We start from the raw sequence: 24,087 nt of genomic DNA, 5'->3' as shown, positions 1-24,087 counted from the left end.
ATGCGGTTGACTGGCCCCGGACGCCCCGCCGAGGGGCCGGAGCGAGGAGCAGAGCGTGGAATTCGGGCTGGACACCTTCGGCGACGTGACCGTCGGTCCGGACGGGAAACGGTTGCCGTACGCACAGGTCATCCGTGACGTGGTGGAGCAGGCCGTGCTGGCCGAGCGGGTGGGCGTGGACGCGTTCGGCGTCGGCGAGCACCATCGGGACGACTTCGCGGTGTCCGCGCCGGAGATCGTGCTGGCCGCGATCGCCGCGCGCACCTCGACGATCAGGCTCGGGACGGCCGTGACCGTGCTCAGCTCCGACGACCCGGTGCGCGTGTTCGAGCGGTTCGCGACGCTGGACGCGGTGTCGCGCGGGCGCGCCGAGATCGTCCTCGGCCGCGGCTCGTTCACCGAGTCGTTCCCGCTGTTCGGCTACGAGCTGCGCGACTACGAGAAGCTGTTCTCCGAGAAGCTGGACCTGATGGTGAGGCTGCTCGACGAGGGCCCGGTGACCTGGACGGGTTCGGTCCGGCCCGGGCTGGCGGAGCAGCAGGTCTACCCGAAGACCGAGTCCGGGCGGATCACCACGTGGATCGGCGTGGGCGGCAGCCCGGAGTCGGTGATCCGCGCGGCGAGCCACCGGCTGCCGCTGGTACTGGCGATCATCGGTGGCGAGCCGGCCCGGTTCGCGCCCTACGTCGAGCTGTACCACCGCGCGCTGGGCGAGCTGGGCGCGCCGGAGCTGCCGGTCGCGGTGCACGCGCCCGGGTTCGTGGCGGACACCGACGCCGAGGCCGCGGACACGCTCTGGCCGCACCTGCGTGTGATCATGGACCGGATCGGCCGGGAGCGCGGCTGGCCGCCCATGACCCGGCGCCGGTTCGACTCGGACATCGCGGAGGGCGCGCTGCACGTCGGCTCGCCGGAGACGGTGGCGCAGAAGATCGCCCGGACCGTGCGCGCGCTCGGCATCCAGCGCTTCGACCTCAAGTACTCCAACGGCACGCTGCCGCACGAGGCGATGAGCCGGTCCATCGAGCTGTACGGCACCGAGGTGATCCCGCGGGTGCGCGCGCTGCTCGCGGATTGACGCGCGCCGCTAGGCTGGCGCGGTGCGCGTGAAACCGATCGTTGTGCTCCTCGTCGGCCTGCTGGCCGGTTTCGTCGTCATGTACGGCCTCGCCGTGCTCACGGAGAGCTACCTGATCTCGGCGGGCGTCGCGCTCATCTGGTTCATCGCGCTGGGCAACGTGGTGAAGCGGCTCCCCGACGACTCGGCGCGCCGGCGCGTCCCGGTCCCGCCGGCGCCCGGATCCACGCCGAACTTCGTGGTGGTGCTGCGCGGATACGACATGGGCGAGGTGCGAGCGCTGTCCGCCCGGATCGAGGCCGCGCGCGCCTCGGCCGACCCGGGGCTGCGCGCGGCCGTGGCCGCGGAGGTGCGCGGCGCCGCGTTCCACGAGGTGGTGCGCGGCTTCGACCGGGCCGCGGTCGACGCCTACCTGCACGCCGCCGCGGCCGACCTCTCCTCGTGATCCGCCGCGTCCTCGCGGCCCTGCTCACCCTGCTGGCGCTGGGCGGTGCGGCGCGGCTGACGCTGCCGGCCCTGGCCGACGGCCACGATCAGGAGCCGCCGGGGGTACGCCGCCAGCTCGCCTTCATCCGCGAGGCGCTGGACGGCGGCGCGGCCACGCACGCGCAGTCGCTGTTCCCGGAGGGCTACTACTTCCTGCACGTGCTCTACGGTCTGTCCTGGGTGGAGCTGGGCCAGCGCGGCGTCGCCGTCACCGAGGCCGCGGACCAGGCCGCGTGGGCGCTCGCGCGGGTCGAGTCGGCGCCCGGCCGCGCGCCGTTCGACCCGGGCGCCACCCCGCCGTACGGCGTCTTCTACGCCGGCTGGACGAACTGGCTGCGCGGCGGCCTGCTGACGCTGCGCGACGACCCCGCCGAGCGCGCCCGGTTCACCGCCGGCTCCGACGCGCTCGCCGCCGCGTTCCGGTCCTCCGGCACGCCGTTCCTGGAGGCGTACCCCGGCCAGGCCTGGCCCTGCGACTCCACGGTCGCGATCGCCTCGCTGCGCCTGGCCGACACGCTCTCCGGCACCACCCGGCACGCGCCGGTGGTCTCCCGCTGGGTCGCCCAGGCCCGCGAGCGGCTCGACCCCGCGACCGGCCTGATGCCGCACGCGGTCGCCCCCGTGCGGACCGGCTCGCGCGGCACCTCCCAGGCGATCATCCAGCGGTTCCTGATCGACGTGGACCCGGCCTTCGCCCGCGAGCAGTACCTGCGGTTCCGCACGCTGTTCCTGGACCGCCCGCTCGGGCTCGGCCCCGCGGTCCGGGAGTATCCGCACGGCGTGGACGGTCCCGCCGACGTGGACTCCGGCCCGCTGCCGCTCGGCATCAGCCTCTCCACCACCGTGGTCGCGCTCGGCGCCGCGCAGTCCCACGGCGACACCTCGCTGGCCGCCGGCTTCGCCTCGTTCGGCGAGTTCGCCGGGCTGCCGGCCGAGTCGTTCACCACCAAGCGGTACGCGTTCGGCCTGCTCCCGATCGGCGATGCCTTCCTGGCCTGGTCGAAGACGGCCCGCCCGTGGACCACGCCGGTCCCCGGCCCGCCGCCACCCGCGGTCTCCGGCTGGTGGCGCGCTCCCCTGCTCGCGCTGACGCTGCTCGTCGCGGTGTCCCCGTGGCTGCCCGCGCTCGTCCGGCGGCGGCGCGCCCGGGCGAGTGCGCCGATGCCGTCGCCAGGACCCACGTGACGGTCGTAGAGTGAATCTCTGGTTCGACTGATCGGGAGACCCCTCACGTGAGCACCACCGACGAGTACCACTACCCCGTCACCGGCGCCCCCGCCGTCGAGACGGACCACCCCGGCCGCACCATCGCACCCGACAACATCACCGTGGTCTTCGACGACGGCGAGTTCCAGCAGCTGTCGATCAGCGGCCAGTGCATCGAGTCCCCCCGCGTCCGCGTCACGCGCCGCTACAAGAAGGCCAAGCGCGTCCCGGAGTGGGCCCAGCGATACCTCTCCCCCGACGCCGCCTGACGCCCGGGCCGGGCGGCGATCACCACCAGCCGGTGCAGCCGCCCTCGCCGTCCACCAGCCCGCAGGCGCGGAACAGCCACTGCGACGACGGGTCGGTGCGCTGAGCGGCGCTGGTGTTCGGCGCCCCGTCGGACCGTACGTACCACGGGCCGCACTGGAGCCAGCCGTTGCCGCCGGTCGTGGTCCAGTCCATCCAGACCTGGTCGCCCACCCGGGTACTGCCGGAAATCTTGGCGTATCCGCGGGTCAGGCCCTGGATCGTGGCCGATTGCAGCGTGATCAGGGCCCGGTCGTTCGCGCCGAGGTGGATGGAGCGGCGCACGGTCCCGGACTGGTGGTAGGGAATGCTCACGAAGCCGTTCGCTCCGTTGGTGCATTCGGCGACCGACGCCCGCGCCGGAGCGGCCGTCGCCGCGACGTTGAGCGCGGCACCGAGTGCGCACGTCGCCGTCGCGCTCATGATCCCGCGGAGTCCTTTTCTCACCGTTTTCCCCCTTCGCCACATGTGTGACATCTCTGTCTAACACCGTGGACGTCGCCTGATCACCGGGTCGGGCGGAGTCGGCGGAACCGGGGGTCAGCCGAGGCGGAGGTCGAGGACGCGGATGGCGGACGGGGCGGTGCCGGTGGAGCGGCGCTGGTAGAGGATCGACAGCACGCCGTCGACGGGGATGCGGGAGCGCCGTGGTCGACGCCGGGCGGGTCGACGATCAGGCCGGGGTGCCGACGGCGACGCGTGGGCCGCCGGTGGTGCCGGCGACCGTGCCCGCGCGGCCGGGTCCGGCTCGGTGTCACCGATCCGGGTGACCGGCGGCGCCGCCGGCGCGGGCGCGGGCGCGACCGGGAGCAGCGACGCGACAAGTGCCGGCACGCTGCGCATACCAGGCGACGCTATATCGACTCACGCAAATGTGCCGGGGCCGCAATGTGGGACCCGGTCGGCCGGTGCCGGAAACCCGCATGCGGGCCTCGCTAAGGTGGAGTCGACCGCACCACGCAGCAGGGAAACCGAGGAACCAACCCCGATGATCGACGACGGTAAGGCGCGAGTCCTTCTCCTGGAGAACATCCACCCCGACGCGGTGGCCCGGTTCGAGTCCGAGGGCTATGTCGTCGAGGCTGTCTCCTCCGCGCTCGACGAGGAGGAGCTCATCTCCCGGATCGACGGGGTCAGGCTGCTCGGCATCCGGTCCAAGACCAGGGTGACCGCGCGCGTGATCGACGCGGCGAAGGACCTGGCCGCGATCGGCGCGTTCTGCATCGGCACGGACCAGATCGACCAGGCCGCCGCGTCCGAGTCCGGCATCGCGGTGTTCAACGCGCCGTTCTCCAACACGCGCAGCGTGGTCGAGCTGGCGCTCGCCGAGATCATCGCGCTGACCCGCCGGCTCACCGAGAAGAACAACGGCATGCACGCCGGCGTGTGGGACAAGGCGGCCGACGGCAGCCACGAGGTCCGCGGCCGGCGGCTCGGCATCGTCGGGTACGGCAACATCGGCACCCAGCTGTCCGTGCTCGCCGAGGCGCTGGGCATGCGGGTCTACTTCTACGACAGCGCGGACAAGCTGTCGCTGGGCAACGCGCGCCGATGCAGCACGCTGAACGAGCTGCTGGACGTGGCCGACATCGTCACGATCCACGTGGACGGCCGGCCGGGCAACAGCGGCTTCTTCGGCGACGAGCAGTTCGCCCGGATGAAGCCGGGCAGCATCTTCCTCAACCTGTCCCGCGGCATGGTGATCGACCACGAGGCGCTGCGCCGCCACCTGGAGAACGGGCACATCGCGGGCGCGGCCGTGGACGTCTTCCCGGTCGAGCCGAAGGGGCGCGGCGACGAGTTCCAGTCCGGGCTGCGCGGCCTGCCGAACGTGATCCTCACGCCGCACATCGGCGGCTCCACCGAGGAGGCGCAGGCGGACATCGGCGCGTTCGTGTCGAACAAGCTGGTCACCTACCTGACCGAGGGCAACACCACGCTCAGCGTGAACCTGCCGTCCGTGGCGCTGCCGCCGCACGGCGAGGGGCACCGGCTGGTCTACCTGCACCGCAACACGCCGGGCGTGCTGGCGCAGGTCAACCGGGTGCTGGCGGAGCACGCGGTGAACGTGGAGGGTCAGCTGCTGGCCACCAAGGGCGAGTACGGCTACCTGCTCACCGACATCGGCATCGACTTCACGCCGGACCTGGTGAACCAGCTCGCCGCGCTGCCCCAGACCGTACGGCTGCGGGTCATCGCCTGAGGCGTCGGGGAAGTCGCCGGGGCGTCGGCGGGAACGACGCCCCGGTCACGCCACCCGCAGGCCGCGCAGCGCGGGCAGATCGCCGGTGGCGGTGACGCGGCCGTCCGCGAGCGCCGCGTCCAGTGCCGCGCCGAACCCGGCGGCGGCCAGGTCGTTGAGGATCAGCGGCGTGGTGGCCAGCGCGGCGTCCGCGGTCTCCGGCGCGCCCTGCTCGACCTCGGTGCCGGCGCCGGAGGTGCGCACCGTCCACGGGGTCTCGTCCAGGTCGACGCGCAGCGTCAGCGGCACCGGCGAGCGCAGCGAGCCGCGCAGGAACAGCAGGATCGAGACCGCGCTCAGGTGCAGCGGCCCGTCCGGCACCGGGACCTCGCGCAGCGCCCAGGAGCCCAGCGACAGCAGCACCGGCTCCAGGTCACGACCCCACGGGGTGAGTTCGTAGAGCGGCGGCCGCGGCCGGTGCACCACGCCGTGCGACTCCAGCTCGCGCAGCCGGTCGGCCAGCATGTTGGAGCTGGCCCGGGGCAGCGCGCGGCGCAGGTCGGAGAAGCGGCGACCGCCGAGCAGCAGCTCGCGGACGACCAGCAGCGCCCACCGCTCGCCCACCACGTCGAGCGCGCGGGCGATCCCGCACGGGTCCTGATAGCTGCGGCTGGTCGGCACGACGAGATCCTAACTGGTTGTTTTTCGCAACCACGATGGTACGGTCGCGGACATGACGCATCCCGTTGTGCACTTCGAGATCATCGGCCGGGACCCCGGCAAGCTCCGGGAGTACTACGGCACGCTGTTCGGCTGGACGTTCGCGGTCGGTGGTGACACCGCGCCGGGCGTGTCCGCCGAGGGGCGGTACGGCTTCACCGAGCCCGGCCCGATCCCCGGCGGCATCGGCGGCGGCCCGGACCACGCGCCCCGAAGCCTGTTCTACGTGGGCGTGCCGGACGTCCCGGCCGCGCTGGAGCGGGCGGTGGCGCTGGGCGGCACCCGGGTCATGGGCCCGGAGCGGACGCCCGGTGGCGACCTGGTCGTCGCGCACGTCACCGACCCGGAGGGAAACCTGATCGGGCTCGCCGGACCGGCGGTCTGACGATCGCCGGCCGGGCGTGTTAATCATGGAGGCATGGACTCCGCGCTCGTGCTCGGCGCCGGCGGGCTCACCGGCATCGCCTGGCATCTCGGACTGACCATCGGCCTGCGTGCGAGCGGCGTCGACCTCACCGGTGCCGACGTCATCGTCGGCACCTCCGCCGGTGCGGTCGCCGGGGCGCTGCTGGCGTCCGGCCTCGACCCGGAGGAGGCGGCGCGCATCGAGGCCCGGCTGGACCACGTCGACCCGCCGTTCCGCCCGGACTGGGAACGCGGGACGGCGGTGTTCACGCTGCTCAACGACGAGCGGATGGAGCCGGCGTCGATCCGGGCCGCGGTCGGCGAGCTGGCGCTGGCCGCGGACGTGGTCGAGGAGGACCCGTACGTGGCCTCGCTCGGCCGGCGGCTGCCGCTGCGCGACTGGCCGGAGCACCTGCTGATCACCGCGGTGGACGCGGCGTCCGGGCACCCGGTCGCCTGGGACCGCGCCTCCGGCGTGCCGCTGGACCGGGCCGTGGCCGCGAGCTGCGCGGTGCCGGCGATCTTCCCGCCGGTCACGGTGAACGGCGGGCGCTACATGGACGGCGGCGTGCGCTCCGGCACCAACGCGGACCTGGCCGCCGACGCCAGGCGCATCGTGGTGCTGGCGCCGCTCGCCCCGATCCGCGGCCGGGGCGCGCCCGCGGCCGAGATCGACGCGCTGCGCCGCCGCTCCCGGGTCGCGCTGATCGCGCCGGACGACGACGCGATGGCCGCCATCGGCCCCAACGTCTTCGACACGGAACGCTGGGACGCCGTGGTGGAGGCCGCGGTCGCGCAGGGCCGGCGCGTCGCGCCCGAGGTCGCCACGGTCTGGCACGACTGAACCCCACTCCCCGCGGCCGCGTGGAGCCGCGCCCCAAGAGCAGGACGCGCACCGGCGCCTCAGACGTGCGCGCCGTGGAAGACCGCGCGGCCGTGGGCACCGCCGAGGTCGGTGGCGATCCGGTCGAACAGCGCGCCGGAGATCCGCGCGGTGCCGTGGAACTGCGCCCCCGACACGTCCGCGTAGGCCGCCCGGCAGCCGGTCAGGTCCACGTCGAACAGCACGGCGCCGCACAGGTTCACCACCAGGCCCGGCCACTCGCGCAGCCGGTCCGCGAGCGCGGCCTGCACCAGCCGGCGCGTGGCCACGTCCGGGCCGGCCGGCTCGCGCAGCCGCGCGCACAGCGCGTCGATCACCCGCTGCCGCAGGCCGTGGTCGGCCACGTCGCCGAAATCGGCCGCCGCCAGCGCCGACGTGCCGGGGTCCTCGACCAGCGCGCCGTCGTCCGTGACGGTCCAGCCGAGCGGCCAGTACGCCACCGCGGCGTCCGCGCCGGGCCAGGACGCGCCGGCCAGCGCGGTCGCCGGATGGTCGAGGTGGACGCGCGCGCCGAACTCCGCGCCCCGGAAGTCCGCGCCGGCCGCGTACCGCGCGTTGTAGAACCAGGCCGCGTCGCGGAACCGGGCGTCCCGGAACGAGGCCGGGCCGCGGAACGACGCGCCGACGCCGCCCTCCTCCCAGTCCTGGTAGTCCTCGATCAGCACCGCGACCGGCCAGTGCGGGTCCGCCTCGAGCGGCTCGTCCCAGGGCTGCTGCCGCGCGCGCTCCACGTACGCCCAGCCCTCGTCGTCGTCCTCCCACAGCGTGTCCTCGCCGCGCCCGAACCAGGCCGCACCGCCGAAGACCGCGCCGTCGAACTCGGCCGGGCCGCGGAACCGCACCCGCCCGAACACCGCCTCCGCGCCGAAGAGCGCGCGGCGGTACGTGGCCGGCCCGTCGAACACCGCGCGCGCGAACACCGCGTCCCGGGTGAACTCCGCACCGTCGAACCGCGCCGCGCCGGTGAACCGCGCGTCGTCGAAGCGCGCCGCCCCGAACCGGCAGCCGGACCAGTCCAGCTCCGGCAGCGTGGCGCCGCGCAGGTCGACGTCGAGCGCCTCGCCGGGCGCGCGCAGCAGCGCGGTGAGCGCCACCAGGTCCCGCGCCGCACAGAGCGCGTCCGCCTCCGACTGCCGTGCGTTCATGCCGGTGATTATGGTTCGTCACCGTCCGGCGCCGGACGCGGCCCGGGGCACCTCATGAGCCGCGCCGCCGGCGGTACGCCTCGATCTGGCCGTGCAGGTCGTCGATGCGCGCGCTGAGACGCTCGATCTCGCCCGCGCGCTCGGCGGCGCGACGACGGACCTCGTCGAGGTCGTCGTCGTCCGTGGGGGGTGTGGGGCTGGTCGGTGGGACGGGATCCCCGTTTCGGTCCGTGGCCATGGTCGCCACCTCGGATGGTCAGCGTGTGAGGGTGACCAGGAGGTTACCCACCGGGACCGGCTTTCACTCGCCGGTCAGCCGGCCCGCGCGTTCCCGCAGGTAGCGGCGTTCCGGCAGACTCGCGGTGCGCGCGGCGGCGGCGAGGTACGCCTCGCGGGCGCCGGCCGGGTCGCCGGCCCGCTCCAGCAGGTGCGCGCGGGCGGCGTACCAGCGGTGGGAGGCCGCGGGCACGTCGTCGAGCAGCGCCAGCCCGGCCGCCGGGCCCCGGGCCATGGCGACCGCGACCGCGTGGTTGAGCCGCACCACCGGCGAGGCGTCGATGCGCAGCAGCAGGCCGTAGAGCGCCTCGATCTGCGGCCAGTCGGTGGCGGCGGCGTCCGGCGCCTCGTCGTGCACGGCCGCGATCGCGGCCTGGAGCTGGTACGGCCCGACCGGCCCGGACGGCAGCGCGGCGGTGATCAGCGCGATGCCCTCCGCGATCTCCCCGGCGTTCCACAGCGTCCGGTCCTGTGCGTCCATCGGGATCAGCGCGCCGTCGGCCGCTGTCCGGGCGGCGCGCCGCGCGTGGGTCAGCAGCATCAGCGCGAGCAGGCCGGTGACCTCGGCGTCCGTGGGCAGCAGCCGGTGCGCGAGCCGGGCGAGGCGGATCGCCTCGGCGGCCAGTTCGGCGCGCTGGAGGGATGGGCCGGCGGTGCTGGCGTACCCCTCGTTGAAGATCAGATAGAGCACGCGGAGCACGACGGCGAGCCGGTCGTCCCACTCGGCGCGGGACGGCGGGCGGAACGGCGCGCCGCTGTCCCGGATCGCGGCCTTGGCGCGGGTGATCCGGCGGGCGATCGCCGGCTCCGGCACCAGCAGCGCGCGGGCCACCTCGGCCGTGCTCAGCCCGCCCACCGCCTTCAGGGTCAGGGACAGCTGCGCCGGTACGGACAGCGCCGGGTGACAGCAGAGGAAGAGCAGCACCAGCGAGTCGTCCACGTCCCGCGGTGCCGGCTCGTCGCGGAGCGCCACGAACGTCCACTCCCGACGGCGCCGCGCCTCGTCCGCCCGGAGCAGGTCGGTCAGCCGGCGGGCGGCGACGGTGATCAGCCAGGCGCGAGGGTTGTCCGGCAGGCCGCGCACCGGCCAGGTCCGGGCCGCGGTGAGCAGCGCCTCCTGCACCGCGTCCTCCGCGGTGTCGAAGTGGCCGTACCGGCGGACCACCGCGCCGAGGACCTGCGGCGCCAGCTCGCGCAGCAGGTCCCCGAGCGGGGCGATCACGACTCGAGAAGCTCGGCGCGCTCGTCCATCAGCGGACGCACGTCCGCGTACGCGCCGGCCCGGACGTGCGCGGGCGCCGGGGTGTCGTTGAGCATGGCGGCGATCTCGGTGGCGCGGTCGATGCCGTCCACGTCGACGATCCAGTACCCGGCGAGGACCTCCTGGGTCTCCGCGTACGGCCCGTCGGTGACGACCGGGAGCCCGGACCGCAGGTCGGGCGCGACCCGGCGGGTGAGCACCGGCGCGGCCAGCGCGCGCGTCTCGACCAGTTCGCCGGACTCGGCCAGCTTCGCGGTGAACGCGGCCATGAACTCGCCCATCGCGGCCGCCTCCTCGGGCGTCCACGCGGGCCGGCCGGTCTCCGCGCCACCCATCTCGTCGTAGTCGAGCTGGGTGCCGTACGTCAGGATCATGTACTTCATCATGGTCTCCTCGCATGCCGTGGTGACGGTTTCGCGGGAGACGTCGGAGCCGCCGGCCGGGACCGGACACCGCCGGAGGAAGAAAGATAACCCGGGTGCGAAAAAAGGGGCGGCACCCGGCCTCGCCGATCCTGACCGATCGGCGCGACCGGGTGCCGCCATCAACCCCGCTCCACGTGCTCCCGCCACCCCGTCGGGGCCGGCCACTGCCCACAGTCGTGGCGTGGGGACCGGCCGCCGCCCACTGCGGCCGAGTCCCGGCGGGTGCCCGTGATCAGCGGGCGAACTGCAGCCAGTCGACGTTCACGAAGTCGGCCGGCTGGCCGCTGGTGAACGTCAGGAAGACCGTGTGGGTGCCGGTCACGCCGGTGCCGAGCGCGCCGGCGACGGAGCGCCAGGACTGCCAGCCGCCGGTGTTGCCGACCGCGACGGTGCCGGCCGGCGCCGCGGTACGCGAGTCGAGGCGCACCTCGATCAGCCCGGAGACGCCGGCCGGCGCACCGGACGCGGCCCGGACGGTGAACTGCCGGACCGGGTCGGTGCCGAACGCCACGTTGTCGAAGCGCAGCCAGTCGCCGTTGGCGATGTACGCCACCGCGCTGCCCTCCACCCGCGTGCCGGCCTGCGCGTCCGCGGTCTCCGCCCGGATCGCGGCGAACGCGCCGCGGGCGCCGGCCGGAGCGGCGGCGGTCGCGGTGGCCGTCGCGGTGGCGGTGGCCGTGGCGGTCGCGACGGCGGACGGGCCCGGGTTCGGGTGGGAGGCGCCGAACGGCTCGATGGTCACCTCGAACGCCCGCGGCGCGGTGTCCTGGATGTACGAGGCGAAGTCCACCACGTCGTCGAAGGCGAAGCCGTACGCCTTACCGTCCACGGTCTGCTCGTGGATGATCCGCGAGTAGTGGTTGGCGATCGGCGTCCGGTAGAACGTGGCCGGGTCGGTGCTCGGCTGGTTCGGCTGGCTGACCAGCGTGCCGCGGTTGAAGCCGGCGCCGAGGATCGCCGCGACCGGGCCGGTGACGCCGTCGTTCGGGGCGGCCAGCGCGCCGTCGCAGAACAGCACGTCCTTGGTGGTCGGCTTGGCGAACGCCTTGACGCCCTTGTCGAACGTGAACAGCCCGCCGGTGACCCGGCCGGTGAACGTGCCCGCGTTGGTGGTGGCCCTGAGGTCGGTGGTGGCGTACCTGGCCCACACCTCGTCGATGTACGGGTCGAAGTAGTTCGCCGAGAACAGGCCCGCGCCGATGCCGTGGCCGGGCGCGATCACCCGCAGGTTGTCGCCGACGACCAGGCGGCTGAAGTCCGGCAGCGCACGGGCCGCCGCGAAGATCTTGTCCCGGCCGCCCGGCTTGAGCACGCCGGTGACCTGCTCCTTGGCGCCGGTGAGCTTTATGCCCAGCGGGATGCTGAACATGTCCACCATGGTGGAGTTGCAGAACATGCCGGCGTCGCTGTGCGTGAACTCCACGCAGTCGTGCAGCACGGTGTAGCTGGGGTCGTTGGCCACCCAGCCGGCCGGGTACTGCAGCGCGCTGTTGCCCGCGCCGTCCGTGACCACCTTGAACTTCAGCTTGTTCTTGATCGCGAAGTACACCCGGCCGGACATCTTCGGCAGGTTGATCGTGGTGGTGCCGGTCGCGTTCAGCGGGACCGCGAGGTCGGCGAAACCGTCCGCGCCGTTGTCCGCCGGCGAGCAGGGCGTGAAGACGCCGCTCTGCTTGACGTAGCCCTGGCGGCCGGTGGCCAGCTCGGTGCCGACGATGTACATGAAGATCTCGCCGTTGCCGAACGTCCCGGACGAGTTGACCACCGTCATCGGCAGGCCGTCGGCGGCGAACGCCCGCGAGTTGATCGCCGTCGCCACGAGCGGGGCGCCGACCGCCACCGCGCCGATCGCCGCGAGACCGAGGAACTTTCTCCGGGACGCCATGTGCAAACCGCCTCGTACCCACACAAGTCGCCATATTGCCGGCGACTCAGCTCAATTGGACGTAAGCGAGTCTGTCCAACGGCACATCTGCTGGTCAACGGATCTGCACCCTAAGGAACCCTAAATCTGAGAGCGTTCTCTGAGCGCGGATTCAGGCAGTGATCATGAGACTGCCGCCTGCTCACGACTGCCCCAGGTGTCGGCGAAGGCGCGCGCGTCGACGGCCCGGCCCCAGAGCCAGCCCTGGCAGAGGCGCACGCCGAGCCGGCCGAGCACGTCCCGCTGCTCCGTGGTCTCCACGCCCTCCGCGACCACGGCCAGGCCGAGGGCCGCGCTCATCGCCACCACGGCGCGGACGATCTCCTCGTCCGAGGCGCTGCCGCCCAGGCCGGAGACGAACGAGCGGTCGATCTTCACGCTGGTCACCGGGTGCCGGCGCAGGTAGCCGAGCGACGAGAAGCCGGTGCCGAAGTCGTCCACCGAGATGGAGACGCCGAGCGCGCGCAGGTCGCGCAGCGCGCCCTCGCTGATGTCGCCGCCCTCCACCATCACCGACTCGGTGATCTCCAGGGCCACGCACCGGGCCGGAACGTCGTGCGTGCGCAGCGTCTCCGCCACCATGGCCGTGAAGCCCGGCTCGGTGAGCTGGCGCGGCGACACGTTGATCGACATCCAGAAGTCGTCGCCGACCACGCCGGCCGCCCGCCAGGCGGCGAGTTGCCGGACCGCGTCGCGCAGCACGAACGCGCCGATCCCGATGATCAGCCGGGACTCCTCCGCGACCGGGATGAACACGTTCGGCCCGATCGGTCCCTTCTCCGGATGCTCCCACCGGAGCAGCGCCTCGGCGCCGCGCGGCCGCCCGGACTCCAGGTCCACGATCGGCTGGTAGAGCAGATGCAGTTCGTCCTCGGCCAGCGCGGTGCGCAGCGCGCTCTCCACCTCCAGCCGCTCCTGCACGGCCTGGCGCATGGACGCGTCGAACACGGTCCACTTCCCGCGCCCGGCCGCCTTGGTCCGGTACATGGCGGTGTCCGCGTCGCGCAGCAGCGACTCGGCGTCGTCGTCGGCGCGGGTGGCGGCCACGATGCCCATCGACGCGGTGATCACCACCTCGGCCGGGCCGACCCGGGTCGGCGGCTCCACGCAGTCCACGATCTGCTGCGCCTGCGCGAGCGCCTCGGCCTCGGTGCCGCGCCGGACCACCACGAACTCGTCGCCGCCGATCCGCGCGATGGTGGCGTCCGCCGGCAGCGTGTCGCGCAGCCGCTGCCCGATCGAGCGGATCAGCCGGTCGCCGGCTGGGTGCCCCCAGGAGTCGTTGACGAACTTGAAGCCGTCCAGGTCGAGGAAGAACACCCAGACCGCGCCGCGCCCGGCCGGGTCCGCGAGCAGGTCCTCCAGGATGCCGGTGAGACGGCGCCGGTTCGGCAGGCCGGTCAGCTCGTCGTGGGTGGCCTGGTACTCGAACCGGGCCTGCGCCTCCGCGTTGGCCTGCACCGCGTTGACCGCGCGCAGGATCAGCAGCAGCACGATGACGGCGCCGCCGGTGCCGACGATCCACCGCTCCGGCACGGTGCGCGGCGCCACGGCCACGGTGAGCACGAACGGTGCCGCGACCGCCGGGATGATCACGGCGAGCCGGGCCAGCGACCACGGCTGCACCGGCAGCGGCACCGCGCGGACCAGCTCCCGCGCGGTCGGGTGCAGCGCGGACGCGCCGCCGAACGTGAACGCCAGCAGGAACGGCAGGTCCAGCACCGGGGACGCGTAGTACTCGCCCTGGTTGCCGATGATCGCGTAGGCCAGGTCCCCGATGAAGATAAGCACCATCATGCCGAGCAGCAGCCGGAACGACGGCAGGCGCGCGGCCGTGCTGAACGCCAGCATCACCACCAGCAGCACGAGGATCGCGTCGAACGTCGGGTACAGCGCGGCGAGCACGGACAGCACCACGGGCCGGTCCGGGATCGACATCGCCGGCAGCGCGAACAGCAGCGTGAACGCGGTCGCCGCGCCCACGCAGACGATCAGCCCGTCCACCACCGAGTGCCGGTCGATGGCCCGCCGGCCGTACGCGAAGTCGGCCAGCGCCACGATCACCAGCACGTACCCGGGCACGGTGAACGCCTCGGCCAGCAGCGCCGACCCGTGCGGCACCACCAGCGGCCGCAGGATCGCGCCGGTCAGCATGAACGCGCCGGCCGCGCCCAGCGTGCGCCAGGCCCGCCCGGGCCGGAAGTCGAGCAGCGACGGCCCCGCCACGCAGGCCGCCACCGCGCCCGCGCCGATCAGCGCGAAGTCGACCAGTTGCGCCACGCCCGCGACGTACAGCCCGGTGGCGACCACGCCGACGAGCGCGAACATCCACCACAACCGGTTACGCCACCGGTCGCCGCCCGCCCCCGTCTGTGCGCTCAGCGTCCCACCCCCGCACCTCGGCTCCGGGGACCAGCCTAGATCCTCTCGCCGGTCCCGGGACCGTCAACGGCGGGCTGGGTTCAGACCTGCACGGACGCCACGTACGACGCGATGGCCACCACGGCCGCGCCGCGGGCCCACTGCTCGAACGGCAGCGGCCGCACCGCGATCTCGGCCCGCGCCGCCGCCCCGAACGCGTGCTCCGCCACGGCCGCGCGCACGTGCGGCTCCAGCAGCGCGAACCCGTCGAGGTGGTCGGCCGAGAAGACCACCAGCTCCGGGCCGATCAGATTGATCACCCCGCCGACGGCCTGACCGATCGCGCGACCCGCCTCGGCGAATACCTCGCCGACCCGCGGGTCGCCGAGGCGGGCCAGCCTGATGGCGCGATCCAGCGTGACCCCGGGCGCGCCGGTCGCGTCCGCGACCCTCCGCAGCAGCGCCGGCTCCGACGCGACCGCCTCGAGGCACCCGCGCGCCCCGCAGTAGCACTTCGGCCCGCGCCGATCGATCGGCACGTGCCCGAGTTCGCCCGCGACGCCGTGCGCGCCGGTCAGCACCCGGCCGTCCACGACCAGCCCGCTGGTGACGCCGGACCCCACCGCGACCAGCAGGAACGACCGCGCGTCCGCGCCGGCGCCGAACCAGTTCTCCGCCTCGGTGAGCGCGCGGATGTCGTTGTCCGCCACCGTGCGCAGCCCGGTCGCCTCCGCGCACAGCTCGGCCAAAGCCACGTCGTGCCAGCCGAGGAACGGCTCGTACCGCGCGACGCCGGTGTCCCGGTCGACGTCCCCGGCCACGGACACGCCGAGCGCGCCGACCGGGTGCTCGCGGCGCAGCTGCGCGGTGAGCCGGGCGATCGCGGCGACCACGTCCGGCGGGGTGCGGGCGTCGCCGAGCGGCACGTGCGCGGTGCCGTGGACCACCGCGCGCAGGTCGGTGACCACGCCGATCAGCTCGTCCGGGGTGACCTTGACGCCGGCGAAGAAGGCGCGGTGCGCGCGCACGTCGAGCGCGGCGGCCGGGCGCCCGATGTGGCCGGGCGCACCGCCGGCGGTGGTCTCGGTGAGGTAGCCGGAGTCGATCAGCGCGCGGGTCAGCTTCGCGATGGTGGGCTGCGACAGCCCGGTGCGCGCCTCCAGGTCGGCGCGGCGCAGCGGGCCCGCCGCGAGCACCGCCCGGACGATGGCGGCGATCGAAGATCGGCGATCCATGGATGTGGACGGTAATCAATGGACTTTCATTCGTCAAGCATTGAAGTGTTTCGGGCCCGAGAACTAAGGTGCCGTCGTGGAGCTCCCCTCGGAAGACCGGATCCGCTCGCCGCACACCGGCTGGACCCGCGCGCACTGGGAGGCGATGGCCGACCACCTGCTGGAGGCCGTCGTGCCGTACGCGGTGCCCGGTTTCGCCCAGATCCGGCTGCCCGGCCGCACCAGCCGGGCCGGCGCCACCTCCGACGGCCTCGAGGGCTTCGCCCGCACGTTCCTGCTGGCCGGCATGCGCATCTCCGGCGACCGCGGCGAGACCCCCAGGGCGAAAATCCTGATCGAGCGGTACGCCGAGGGCCTGGCCACCGGCACGGACCCGCGCCACCGGTACGCGTGGCCCCCGATCGAGGACTACTCGCAGCCGATCGTCGAGGCCGCGTCCGTGGCGCTGATGCTGGCCGAGACGCGCCCCTGGCTGTGGGACCGGCTCGACGCCGGCGTGCGCCGGTCGGTGCACCGCTGGCTGGAGGGGATCGTCGGCACGCGCCCGTGGCCGTGCAACTGGCTGCTGTTCCAGGTCGTGGTCGAGCAGTTCCTGGCGGACACCGGCGGCCGGCACGACCCCGCCGAGATCACCGGCGGCCTGGACGCGATCGAGGGCTGGTACCGGGGCGGCGGCTGGTACTCCGACGGCGCCGGCCAGCACTACGACCACTACGCCGGCTGGGCCATGCACCTCTACCCGCTGCTCTGGGCGCGGATGCCGGGCGCGGCCGGCTCCGACCGCGTGGCACGGTACCGGGAGCGGCTGCACGCGTTCCTGGACGACTTCCGGCTGATGTTCGCCCGCGACGGCGCGCCGATGCACCAGGGCCGGTCGCTGACCTACCGGTACGCGGCCGCGGCCGCGCTGTGGACCGGCGCGCTGGCGGACGCGACGCCGCTGCCGCCGGGCGAGACGCGGCGGCTGGCCTCCGGCGCGCTGCGCTACTTCGCGGACCGGGGCGCGCCGGACGAGGCCGGGCTGCTGCGGCTCGGCTACCACGGGCAGTTCCCGCCGATCACGCAGCCGTACTCGGGGCCGGCGTCGCCGTACTGGGCCGCGAAGGGCTTCCTGGGGCTGCTGCTCCCGGCCGGCCACCCGGTCTGGACCGCGACCGAGGAGCCGGCCGCGGTCGAGCGCGGCGACGTCGACCGGGCGCTGCCCGCGCCCGGCTGGCTGCTGCGCGGCACCCGGGCGGACGGCGTGGTGCGGCTCTACAACCACGGCAGCGACCACATCAAGGTGCCGGCGGAACTCGGCGACGACCCGGAGCGCGACGACCCGCACTACGCCAAGCTCGCGTACAGCACGCACACCGCGCCGGAGACGGAGACGCGCGCCTGGGAGCGGAACACCGACGGGCACACCGGGCTGGAGCCGCCGGGCGGCGGGCCGGTCACCCGCCGGCGGCGCATCCACCGGATCGGCGTGGCCGACCGGTTCGCCGCGTCCCGGTACGTGGACGGCGAGGTGACCGTGGAGACCGCGAGCGTGCTCTGCGGCGCGGCGAGCGAGCTGCGGATCGACCGGATCACCGCGCCGGCCGGGTGGGTGCCGCGGACCGGCGGGTTCGCGGTCGCGGGTGCGTCGACGCCCGCGGCGCGGGCGCACGACCGTACCGCCGAGGTCGTCGGTCCCGCGGGGCTGACCAGCCGGATCGTGGGCCTGCACGGCTGGTCGTCGGCCGGCGTGCAGCGGATGTCCGGCGCCAACGCGTTCGGCACCCGCTCGGCCACGCCGTACCTGACCGGCGCGCCGCACCCGGGCGGCACCGCCGTGTACGTCGCACTGGTCACGCTGGCCGGCCCGGTCACCGACGTCGCGCCGGCGGTCAGCGCGGACCGCGACGAGGTGGTGGCGGTCCTCCCGGACGGGGAGGAGATCCGCGTGCGCCTCGGTGCGGCCCCCCGATACTCCCGCCGTCCTCCACCGGGCGGCGGGCCGTCCATCACCTGGGATCCGACCGTCCCATGACGCCCACTTGGAGGTCGGCGTGTCCGCCCGTATCCGCACCCTCGCCGCGCTCGCGGTCCTCGCCGCGACAGCGGCGCTCCTCGCCCCGCCCGCTCCCGCCTCGGCCGCGCCCGTCACGATCACGAACGCGGTGCAGTTCCGGGACACCGCCGGGAATCCCGTGCACGCGCACGGCGGCGGCATCCTGAAGCACGGCTCCTACTACTACTGGTTCGGCGAGAACCGCAACGCCGACAACACGTTCCGGGCCGTGTCGGTCTACCGCTCCACGGACCTGAGGAACTGGGAGTTCCGCAACGACGTGCTGACCCAGTCGTCCGCCGCGGAACTCCAGGTCGCGAACATCGAACGCCCGAAGGTCATCTACAACGCGGGTACCGGACAGTTCGTGATGTGGATGCACAAGGAGAACGGCGTCGACTACGGGGAGGCGCGCGCGGCCGTCGCGGTGTCCGCCACGGTCGACGGAGACTACACCTACCGGGGCAGCTTCCGGCCGCTCGGCCAGCACATGTCGCGGGACATCACCGCGTTCGTGGACACCGACGGCACCGGCTACATGATCTCCGCGGCGAACGAGAACTACGACCTGCACGTCTACCGGCTGACCGCGGACTACACGAACACGGCCGCGCTGGTGCGGTCCTGGCCGGGCGACCACCGCGAGGCCCCGGCGCTGTTCAAGCGCAACGGCGTCTACTTCATGCTCACCTCCGGCGCCACCGGCTGGAACCCCAACCAGGCGCGCTACTCCACCGCCACCTCCATCACCGGCACGTGGAGCGCCTGGCAGAACGTGGGCGACAGCGTGACGTTCGGCTCGCAGAGCACGTTCGTGCTGCCGCTGGGCGACTCGTTCCTCTACCTGGGCGACCGCTGGGGCAACTCGATCGGCGGCACGGTCAACGACTCGCAGTACGTGTGGCTGCCGATCTCGTTCCCGTCCGCGACCACGATGAGCCTGTCCTACTACCCGGAGCTGTCGATCGACGCCGCCGCCGGCAGCGTGACCGGTCTGACCAGCGGTTACGTCAACCTGGTGGCCCGGCACTCCGGCAAGTGCGCCGACATCGTGAACGGGGACCCGGCGAACAACGCCGAGGCCGTCCAGTACGCCTGCGGCACCGGCCACAACCAGCAGTTCTACCTGAAGAACCTCGGCAACGGGTACGTCCAGGTGCAGGCCCGGCACAGCGCCCGCTGCCTCGACGTCACGTCCGGCGACACCGCGGACGGCGCCCGGGTGATCCAGTACGCCTGCGGGCTCGGCACCAACCAGCAGTGGCAGGTGCAGGACGCCGGCTCCGGATACGCACGCCTGGTGGCCCGGCACAGCGGCCGCTGCCTCGATGTGATCAGCGCTTCGGCCTCGGACGGCGCCCGGCTTGCGCAGTACGGCTGTAATGGTGGGGCCAACCAGCAGTGGCTGCGCCGGGCACCCTGACCTGATCTCGTGGATCGGGGTGGCCGATGTAGTGATCGTTGTCCTACTATCAGTCGCCCCCTCCACCCTGAGCAGGACGGATGAACGTGACAGCAAGGTACGTCTCGGTGCCGGAACGGCTCGGCCTCCTCGGCCTCGCCGCCGGAGCCGCGGCGCTCGCCTGGCCCACGTTCACCTCCGCGACCGGCTTGGGTGCGCCGTGCCCGACGTACGCGGTGACCGGCGTGCCCTGCCCGTTCTGCGGCCTGACGACCGCATCCGTCGCGCTCGTCCACGGTGACGTAGCCGGCGCGGCCGCCGCCAACCCGGGCGTGCTCGCCCTGGCGGCGCTGGCGGTCGCCGTGGTGCCGTTGCTGGCGCTGCGGGCCGCCGGGGTGCTGGCGGCGCCCGATCGCCTCGGGGCACGTGCGCGACGGCGCGTGGAGTGGAGTGTCGCTCTCCTCGCCGCGGCGAGCTGGGTGTTCCAATTGAACCGGCTCGTTCTGAGCTGATCCCTTCAAGGAGCTTTTCGTGACATACCCGCCCAACCAGGGCCAGCCGTACGGGCAGCAGCCCGGCTATGGCCAGCAGCAGCCGAACTACGGCCAGCAGCCCTCCTACGGTCAGCAGCAGCCGCAGCAGCCGTCGTACGGGCAGCCCCAGCCTCAGCAGCCCGCGTACGGCCAGCCGGCGTACGGACAGCAGCCCTCGTACGGCACGCCGCAGAGCGGAGGCTACGGCGGCGGTTACGGGGCGCCCGCGTCCTACGCCAGCTGGTTCCACCGCGTCGGTGCCACGCTGGTCGACGGCCTGATCGTCGCCCCGTTCAGCATCCTCGCCTACCTGATCGACGGCCCCGGCACCCAGACCGACGCGGCCACCGGCCTGGTCACCCCGACCACCCCCGGCCCGATCTACTGGGTTCTCGTCCTGCTCGGCGTGCTGCTCAGCGTCTACAACCAGATCTGGCTCCAGGGCCGGACCGGCCAGAGCTGGGGCAAGAAGGCCCTCGGCATCAAGCTGATCAGCGAGAACGACGGCCAGCCGATCGGCCCGCTGCTCGTCTTCGTCCGTGGCATCTGCCACATCCTGGACGGCATCCCCTGCTACATCGGTTACCTGTGGCCGATCTGGGACGACAAGAACCAGACCTTCGCCGACAAGATCATGAAGACGGTCGTCGTCAGCGCCCGTTGATCTGATCTGCGCGTGGGGCCGCCGATCTCCGGCGGCCCCTTTTTTCTTCCCCCGCATGTCGATCCCGCCCCCGCTCGTTCGTATAGGTGGTGACACCGACTACCAGGAGGACGACATGCCCCACTACCTGCTCAGCATCCAGCAGCCCGACGGCCCCCCACCCGGCCCCGAGGTCCTCGACCCCATCATGCGCGACGTCGAGATCGTCAACACCGCCATGCGCGACGCCGGCGTCTGGGTCTTCGCCGGCGGCCTCACCGACGCCGCCTCCGCCACCGTGGTCCGCGACTCCCTCATCACCGACGGCCCCTACGTGGAAGCCAAGGAACACGTCGGCGGGCTCACCATCCTGGACGTACCGGACCTGGACGCGGCCCTGCACTGGGCCACCAGGCTCTCCACGGCGCTCACGCTGCCGGTCGAGGTGCGGGCCTTCCACCCGGGCAGCTCTTAAGATCTTCTCTTCCCGCTCCCGGCGTGGCCGCTGCCCGCATGCTCCCGCGGGCACCGGTCGTCGCCGGCGCTCCTCCCTGCCATTCCCGCCGTCGGTCCCCACCCTCCCGCGGGTCCCGGCCCCACCCCGCGGTTCCAGCCCACCGCGCGGTCCCAGCCCACCGCGCAGTCCCGGCCCACTCGGCGGTCCCGGCCCACCGCGCGGTCCCAGCCCACCCGGCGGTCCCAGCCCACCGCGCGGTCCCAGCCCACCCGGCGGTCCCAGCCCACCGCGCAGTCCCGGCCCACCCGGCGGTCCCGGCCCACCGCGCGGTTCCGGCCGACCGCGCCGGCCCAGCCAACCGCCGCGGTTCCGGCCGACCGCGCCGGCCCAGCCAACCGCCGCGGTTCCGGCCGACCGCGCCGGCCCAGCCAACCGCCGCGGTTCCGGCCGACCGCGCCGGCCCAGCCAACCGCCGCGGTTCCGGCCGACCGCGCCGGCCCAGCCAACCGCCGCGGTTCCGGCCGACCGCGCCGGCCCAGCCAACCGCCGCGGTTCCGGCCGACCGCGCCGGCCCAGCCAACCGCCGCGGTTCCGGCCGACCGCGCCGGCCCAGCCAACCGCCGCGGTTCCGGCCGACCGCGCCGGCCCAGCCAACCGCCGCGGTTCCGGCCGACCGCGCCGGCCCAGCCAACCGCCGCGGTTCCGGCCGACCGCGCTGGCCCAGCCAACCGCCGCGGTCGTCCCGGCCGATCGCAGCCATCCGCGTGCCGCAAGGGCCGCCCCAGCGCAGACCCGGCCCACCACACCTTCCCGGTCGACCACAGCACGAATCCCGGGCGCTTCGCGCCCGAAATTTCGCCATATTGACGGCGGAGTCGATCGTCCACTGTGGCTATGTGAGCCTCAGGCACGTTATTCGGCGCGAATAAGGTGCCTGAGGCTCACACAGTGAGCGATCAATCCCATACCGCTGAGGAAATGGTCCTCTCACGGATCAATTTCATAAGGGTCCCGCGCCGACGATGGGTGTCACCTACACCGTTGTCCTGCCGGCACGCGAACACAGCCGGGACGTGCTGACCGCTGAACGAGCGCGCCGGGCACCCGAGCCGGTACCCGCGCGTTGAACGACCGGGCGCATTCCCGCAACACGCTCAACCACCGCCCGTCGTGCGCCGTGGCCGGCGCAGCCGTCACGTTCTGTGCGACCAGCGCGGACGCCGGTTACGCCTCGTGCCGACGAGATCGCGCTGGAGATTGCCGTCACGAGCCTCGTGGACCGGCGGGCAGTCCACGGTCGCGTATCGGCAATGCGACGGAGCGCGCTCTGGTGACGTTGGCGCGGCGGAGAGGACGATGAGCCTCGTGTGCTCCGTTACCGCGCTCGCCACCGATCTGCGTGTATCGATCCAGTCGCACGGCGCGTCCGACCTGACCACCGGCCACCGGGCGGTCGGGCTGCTGATGGACTCCGACGCCGTGCTGGTGCCCGCGCCGCCGCCGGAGGTCTGGACCGCGGGCTCCGACGTGCAGGCTGTGATCATCCCGTTCCCCACCCGCCTGGAGACGCCGATCGAACGGCTGGGCCCCCGCAAGATCGTGCCGATGCGGGTCGGTGCCGACGCCCCGCTGGCGGCGATCCTGACGCTGGGCGGTCACTCCCGCTACCGCGCGCAGGTCGGCCACGTGCCGCCGGAACGGCTGCGGGCGGCGCTGCTGGCCGCCGGCGGCGACATCCGTACCGCGTTCGTGGAGCTGCGCATCGCCCGGCCGGAACAGTTCGAGCTGCCGGTCGGCATGCTCAGCGAGGCCGGCGTGCTGGAGCGCCGGCAGCGCGAGCCGCGGCACCAGGAGTTGACCGCCCCGACGCTCGACGAGTTGTTCAGCGGGTGGCCGTGCCTCTGGCCGCTGATCTGCCTGTGCGTCCCGGACGAGCCGTACTGATCATGCCGGGCACCGCGGCCCGTTATCCGGCCGACATCGCGCTGGCGGTGGCGGTGTGGTTCGTCGACGTCGCACTCTTCTCGGACGCCGCGGTCACGCTTGCCGGGCGTGCCCCGATCGGCGCGCCAGCCCATGTCATCGCCGGTTACGCCGCGCTCGGCTGCCTGCCGCTGGTGTGGCGCCGGGCGGCGCCGGCGCTGGTCTACGCCCTGGTGTGGCTGGTCACCACCGGCGCCCTGTTCGTGCCGGGATATCAGGCGATCATGCCGCTGGTCGTCGCGCTGTTCACGGTGTCCGCTCGGCTGCCGTCCCGCTACGCGACACCGGCTCTGCTGCTCGTGGTGGTGCCGCTCGGCGGCGGCATCGCCCAGGAGGTCACCGCCGCCGCGCCCGCGGACCAGGTGGGCGTCCTACTGGCCGGCATGCTGGTCTACGGCATCGCCTACGGCACCGCCTGGGCAGTCGGGCACTGGTCGTACCGCAGTCGCCGGCGCGCGGTGCTGGCTGAAAGGCAGCGGCTGGCCGCAGCCCGGGAGGCGGTCGCCGCCGAACGCCTGCGGGTGGCCCGCGAACTGCACGACATCATCTCGCACGCGGTCACCGTGATGGTGCTGCAGGCCGGCGGCGCGCACCGGCTGCTGCGCCGCGACCCGGACCGGGCGGAGGAGGCGTTGGCGCACGTCCGGGACGCGGGCGCGCAGGCGATGAACGAGCTGCGACGGATGCTGGTCGTACTCCGCCGCACCCAGCCGGCGGAGGAGGAGACCACGCCCGGCCCGGTCACCGAACCGGTGGACGCCGACCGGCTGGAGGAGTTGCTGGCCGGCATGCGCCGCGCCGGCCTGCCGGTCCGGCTGGAGACGTGGGGCGAACCCCGGCCGGTCGACCCCAGCATCGCGCTGACCGCGTTCCGGGTGGTCCAGGAGGCGCTGACCAACGTCAGCCGGCACGCGGGCTTGGGCGCCGACACCACGGTGCGCCTGGACTGGTCGCACAACCTGCGGATTCAGGTGCGGAACGGGCCGGGGTCCGCGCCGCCGGACGGGCACGCCGGCACCGGGCACGGCCTGGTCGGCCTGCGCGAGCGGGTGGAGGTCGCCGGCGGGGACCTGATCGCCGGGCGCACCGCCGAGGGCGGATTCGAGGTGGTGGCCATGCTGCCCACCCCGGCGGCCTGACC

The 24,087-nt window shown here is 73.7% G+C and carries 24 protein-coding genes; 14 read left to right on the top strand and 10 right to left on the bottom strand.

The genetic code is table 11. The features are described 5' to 3' along the window. The first annotated feature begins 55 nt into the window (after positions 1–55). From J2S41_RS06170 to J2S41_RS06155, 4 genes are read left to right on the top strand one after another with little or no spacing between them, the layout of a single operon-like run. On the top strand, positions 56–1,078 hold the full coding sequence (locus tag J2S41_RS06170; RefSeq protein ID WP_310364184.1) for an LLM class flavin-dependent oxidoreductase: 1,023 nt from the start codon (positions 56–58) through the stop codon (positions 1,076–1,078). A 28-nt stretch (positions 1,079–1,106) separates the two neighbouring features. Continuing rightward, a complete protein-coding gene (locus J2S41_RS06165) occupies positions 1,107–1,523 on the top strand; it encodes a hypothetical protein (protein WP_310364181.1) in 417 nt (138 codons plus the stop codon). After that, positions 1,520–2,749 (top strand): hypothetical protein, encoded by a 1,230-nt coding sequence (locus J2S41_RS06160; RefSeq protein WP_310364178.1) that lies wholly within the window; start codon positions 1,520–1,522, stop codon positions 2,747–2,749. The genes J2S41_RS06165 and J2S41_RS06160 overlap by 4 nt, the downstream gene beginning before the upstream one ends. Positions 2,750–2,796: 47 nt before the next feature. Next, a complete protein-coding gene (locus J2S41_RS06155; protein WP_310364176.1) occupies positions 2,797–3,039 on the top strand; it encodes a hypothetical protein in 243 nt (80 codons plus the stop codon). A gap of 19 nt (positions 3,040–3,058) precedes the next feature. On the opposite strand, the gene J2S41_RS06150 is transcribed toward J2S41_RS06155, so the two are convergent. Further along, the gene (locus J2S41_RS06150) at positions 3,059–3,499 is read right to left on the bottom strand and encodes a hypothetical protein (RefSeq protein ID WP_310364172.1); all 441 of its coding nucleotides are present in this window, start codon (positions 3,497–3,499) and stop codon (positions 3,059–3,061) included. Positions 3,500–3,616: 117 nt separating this feature from the next. Then, a complete protein-coding gene (locus tag J2S41_RS06145) occupies positions 3,617–3,919 on the bottom strand; it encodes a hypothetical protein (protein WP_310364169.1) in 303 nt (100 codons plus the stop codon). A 145-nt stretch (positions 3,920–4,064) separates the two neighbouring features. On the opposite strand from J2S41_RS06145, the gene serA reads away from it, so the two are divergent. After that, a complete protein-coding gene (serA, locus tag J2S41_RS06140) occupies positions 4,065–5,279 on the top strand; it encodes a phosphoglycerate dehydrogenase (RefSeq protein ID WP_310364166.1) in 1,215 nt (404 codons plus the stop codon). A gap of 45 nt (positions 5,280–5,324) precedes the next feature. Here serA and J2S41_RS06135 read toward each other — a convergent pair whose 3' ends face one another. Further along, positions 5,325–5,939 (bottom strand): winged helix-turn-helix transcriptional regulator, encoded by a 615-nt coding sequence (locus J2S41_RS06135; protein ID WP_310364164.1) that lies wholly within the window; start codon positions 5,937–5,939, stop codon positions 5,325–5,327. 52 nt (positions 5,940–5,991) lie between these two features. Here J2S41_RS06135 and J2S41_RS06130 point away from each other — a divergent pair, with 52 nt between their 5' ends. Both J2S41_RS06130 and J2S41_RS06125 read left to right on the top strand, forming a co-directional pair. Then, positions 5,992–6,363, top strand: a complete 372-nt coding sequence (locus tag J2S41_RS06130; protein WP_310364161.1) for a VOC family protein — start codon at positions 5,992–5,994, stop codon at positions 6,361–6,363. Between the two features lie 33 nt (positions 6,364–6,396). After that, positions 6,397–7,227 carry a patatin-like phospholipase family protein gene (locus J2S41_RS06125; protein WP_310364158.1) on the top strand — a complete coding sequence of 277 codons (831 nt, stop codon included), beginning with the start codon at positions 6,397–6,399 and terminating at the stop codon, positions 7,225–7,227. Positions 7,228–7,286: 59 nt separating this feature from the next. Here the strand turns inward: J2S41_RS06125 and J2S41_RS06120 are convergent, their stop codons facing one another. From J2S41_RS06120 to J2S41_RS06090, 7 genes are all read right to left on the bottom strand, one after another. Beyond that, positions 7,287–8,411 carry a pentapeptide repeat-containing protein gene (locus J2S41_RS06120; RefSeq protein ID WP_310364156.1) on the bottom strand — a complete coding sequence of 375 codons (1,125 nt, stop codon included), beginning with the start codon at positions 8,409–8,411 and terminating at the stop codon, positions 7,287–7,289. A 52-nt stretch (positions 8,412–8,463) separates the two neighbouring features. Next, entirely contained in the window at positions 8,464–8,649 is a 186-nt protein-coding gene (locus J2S41_RS06115) for a hypothetical protein (RefSeq protein WP_310364155.1), read from the bottom strand. 63 nt (positions 8,650–8,712) lie between these two features. Beyond that, positions 8,713–9,909, bottom strand: coding sequence for an RNA polymerase sigma factor (locus J2S41_RS06110; RefSeq protein ID WP_310364153.1), 1,197 nt, complete (start codon positions 9,907–9,909; stop codon positions 8,713–8,715). Then, complete coding sequence (locus tag J2S41_RS06105; protein WP_310364150.1) at positions 9,906–10,331, bottom strand: YciI family protein; 426 nt, start codon at positions 10,329–10,331, stop codon at positions 9,906–9,908. Before J2S41_RS06105 ends, J2S41_RS06110 begins: the two co-directional genes overlap by 4 nt. Positions 10,332–10,605: 274 nt before the next feature. After that, positions 10,606–12,258, bottom strand: a complete 1,653-nt coding sequence (locus J2S41_RS06100; RefSeq protein ID WP_310364148.1) for a beta-1,3-glucanase family protein — start codon at positions 12,256–12,258, stop codon at positions 10,606–10,608. Positions 12,259–12,420: 162 nt separating this feature from the next. Further along, a complete protein-coding gene (locus J2S41_RS06095) occupies positions 12,421–14,625 on the bottom strand; it encodes a putative bifunctional diguanylate cyclase/phosphodiesterase (protein WP_310364145.1) in 2,205 nt (734 codons plus the stop codon). Positions 14,626–14,759: 134 nt separating this feature from the next. Beyond that, a complete protein-coding gene (locus J2S41_RS06090; RefSeq protein WP_310364142.1) occupies positions 14,760–15,893 on the bottom strand; it encodes an ROK family protein in 1,134 nt (377 codons plus the stop codon). A gap of 76 nt (positions 15,894–15,969) precedes the next feature. Between J2S41_RS06090 and J2S41_RS06085 the strand changes: the two genes are divergently transcribed. The 7 genes from J2S41_RS06085 to J2S41_RS06055 all read left to right on the top strand — a co-directional run bounded on the left by J2S41_RS06085 (position 15,970) and on the right by J2S41_RS06055 (position 24,085). After that, positions 15,970–17,907, top strand: coding sequence for a DUF2264 domain-containing protein (locus J2S41_RS06085; RefSeq protein WP_310364140.1), 1,938 nt, complete (start codon positions 15,970–15,972; stop codon positions 17,905–17,907). Positions 17,908–17,926: 19 nt separating this feature from the next. Next, entirely contained in the window at positions 17,927–19,351 is a 1,425-nt protein-coding gene (locus J2S41_RS06080; RefSeq protein WP_310364138.1) for an RICIN domain-containing protein, read from the top strand. Positions 19,352–19,431: 80 nt separating this feature from the next. Then, positions 19,432–19,842 (top strand): DUF2752 domain-containing protein, encoded by a 411-nt coding sequence (locus tag J2S41_RS06075; RefSeq protein ID WP_310364135.1) that lies wholly within the window; start codon positions 19,432–19,434, stop codon positions 19,840–19,842. Between the two features lie 19 nt (positions 19,843–19,861). Beyond that, the gene (locus J2S41_RS06070) at positions 19,862–20,527 is read left to right on the top strand and encodes an RDD family protein (RefSeq protein ID WP_310364132.1); all 666 of its coding nucleotides are present in this window, start codon (positions 19,862–19,864) and stop codon (positions 20,525–20,527) included. Positions 20,528–20,582: 55 nt separating this feature from the next. Further along, positions 20,583–20,981 carry a YciI family protein gene (locus J2S41_RS06065; RefSeq protein ID WP_310364130.1) on the top strand — a complete coding sequence of 133 codons (399 nt, stop codon included), beginning with the start codon at positions 20,583–20,585 and terminating at the stop codon, positions 20,979–20,981. A 1,338-nt stretch (positions 20,982–22,319) separates the two neighbouring features. After that, the gene (locus J2S41_RS06060; RefSeq protein WP_310364128.1) at positions 22,320–22,907 is read left to right on the top strand and encodes a hypothetical protein; all 588 of its coding nucleotides are present in this window, start codon (positions 22,320–22,322) and stop codon (positions 22,905–22,907) included. Then, a complete protein-coding gene (locus J2S41_RS06055; protein ID WP_310364123.1) occupies positions 22,883–24,085 on the top strand; it encodes a sensor histidine kinase in 1,203 nt (400 codons plus the stop codon). The genes J2S41_RS06060 and J2S41_RS06055 overlap by 25 nt, the downstream gene beginning before the upstream one ends. Positions 24,086–24,087 lie beyond the last annotated feature (2 nt).

This window comes from Catenuloplanes atrovinosus (genome assembly GCF_031458235.1).
Lineage (GTDB): Bacteria > Actinomycetota > Actinomycetes > Mycobacteriales > Micromonosporaceae > Catenuloplanes > Catenuloplanes atrovinosus.
The sequence above is the reverse complement of the archived record's forward strand: the minus strand, read 5'-3'. Positions and strand labels throughout refer to the sequence as shown.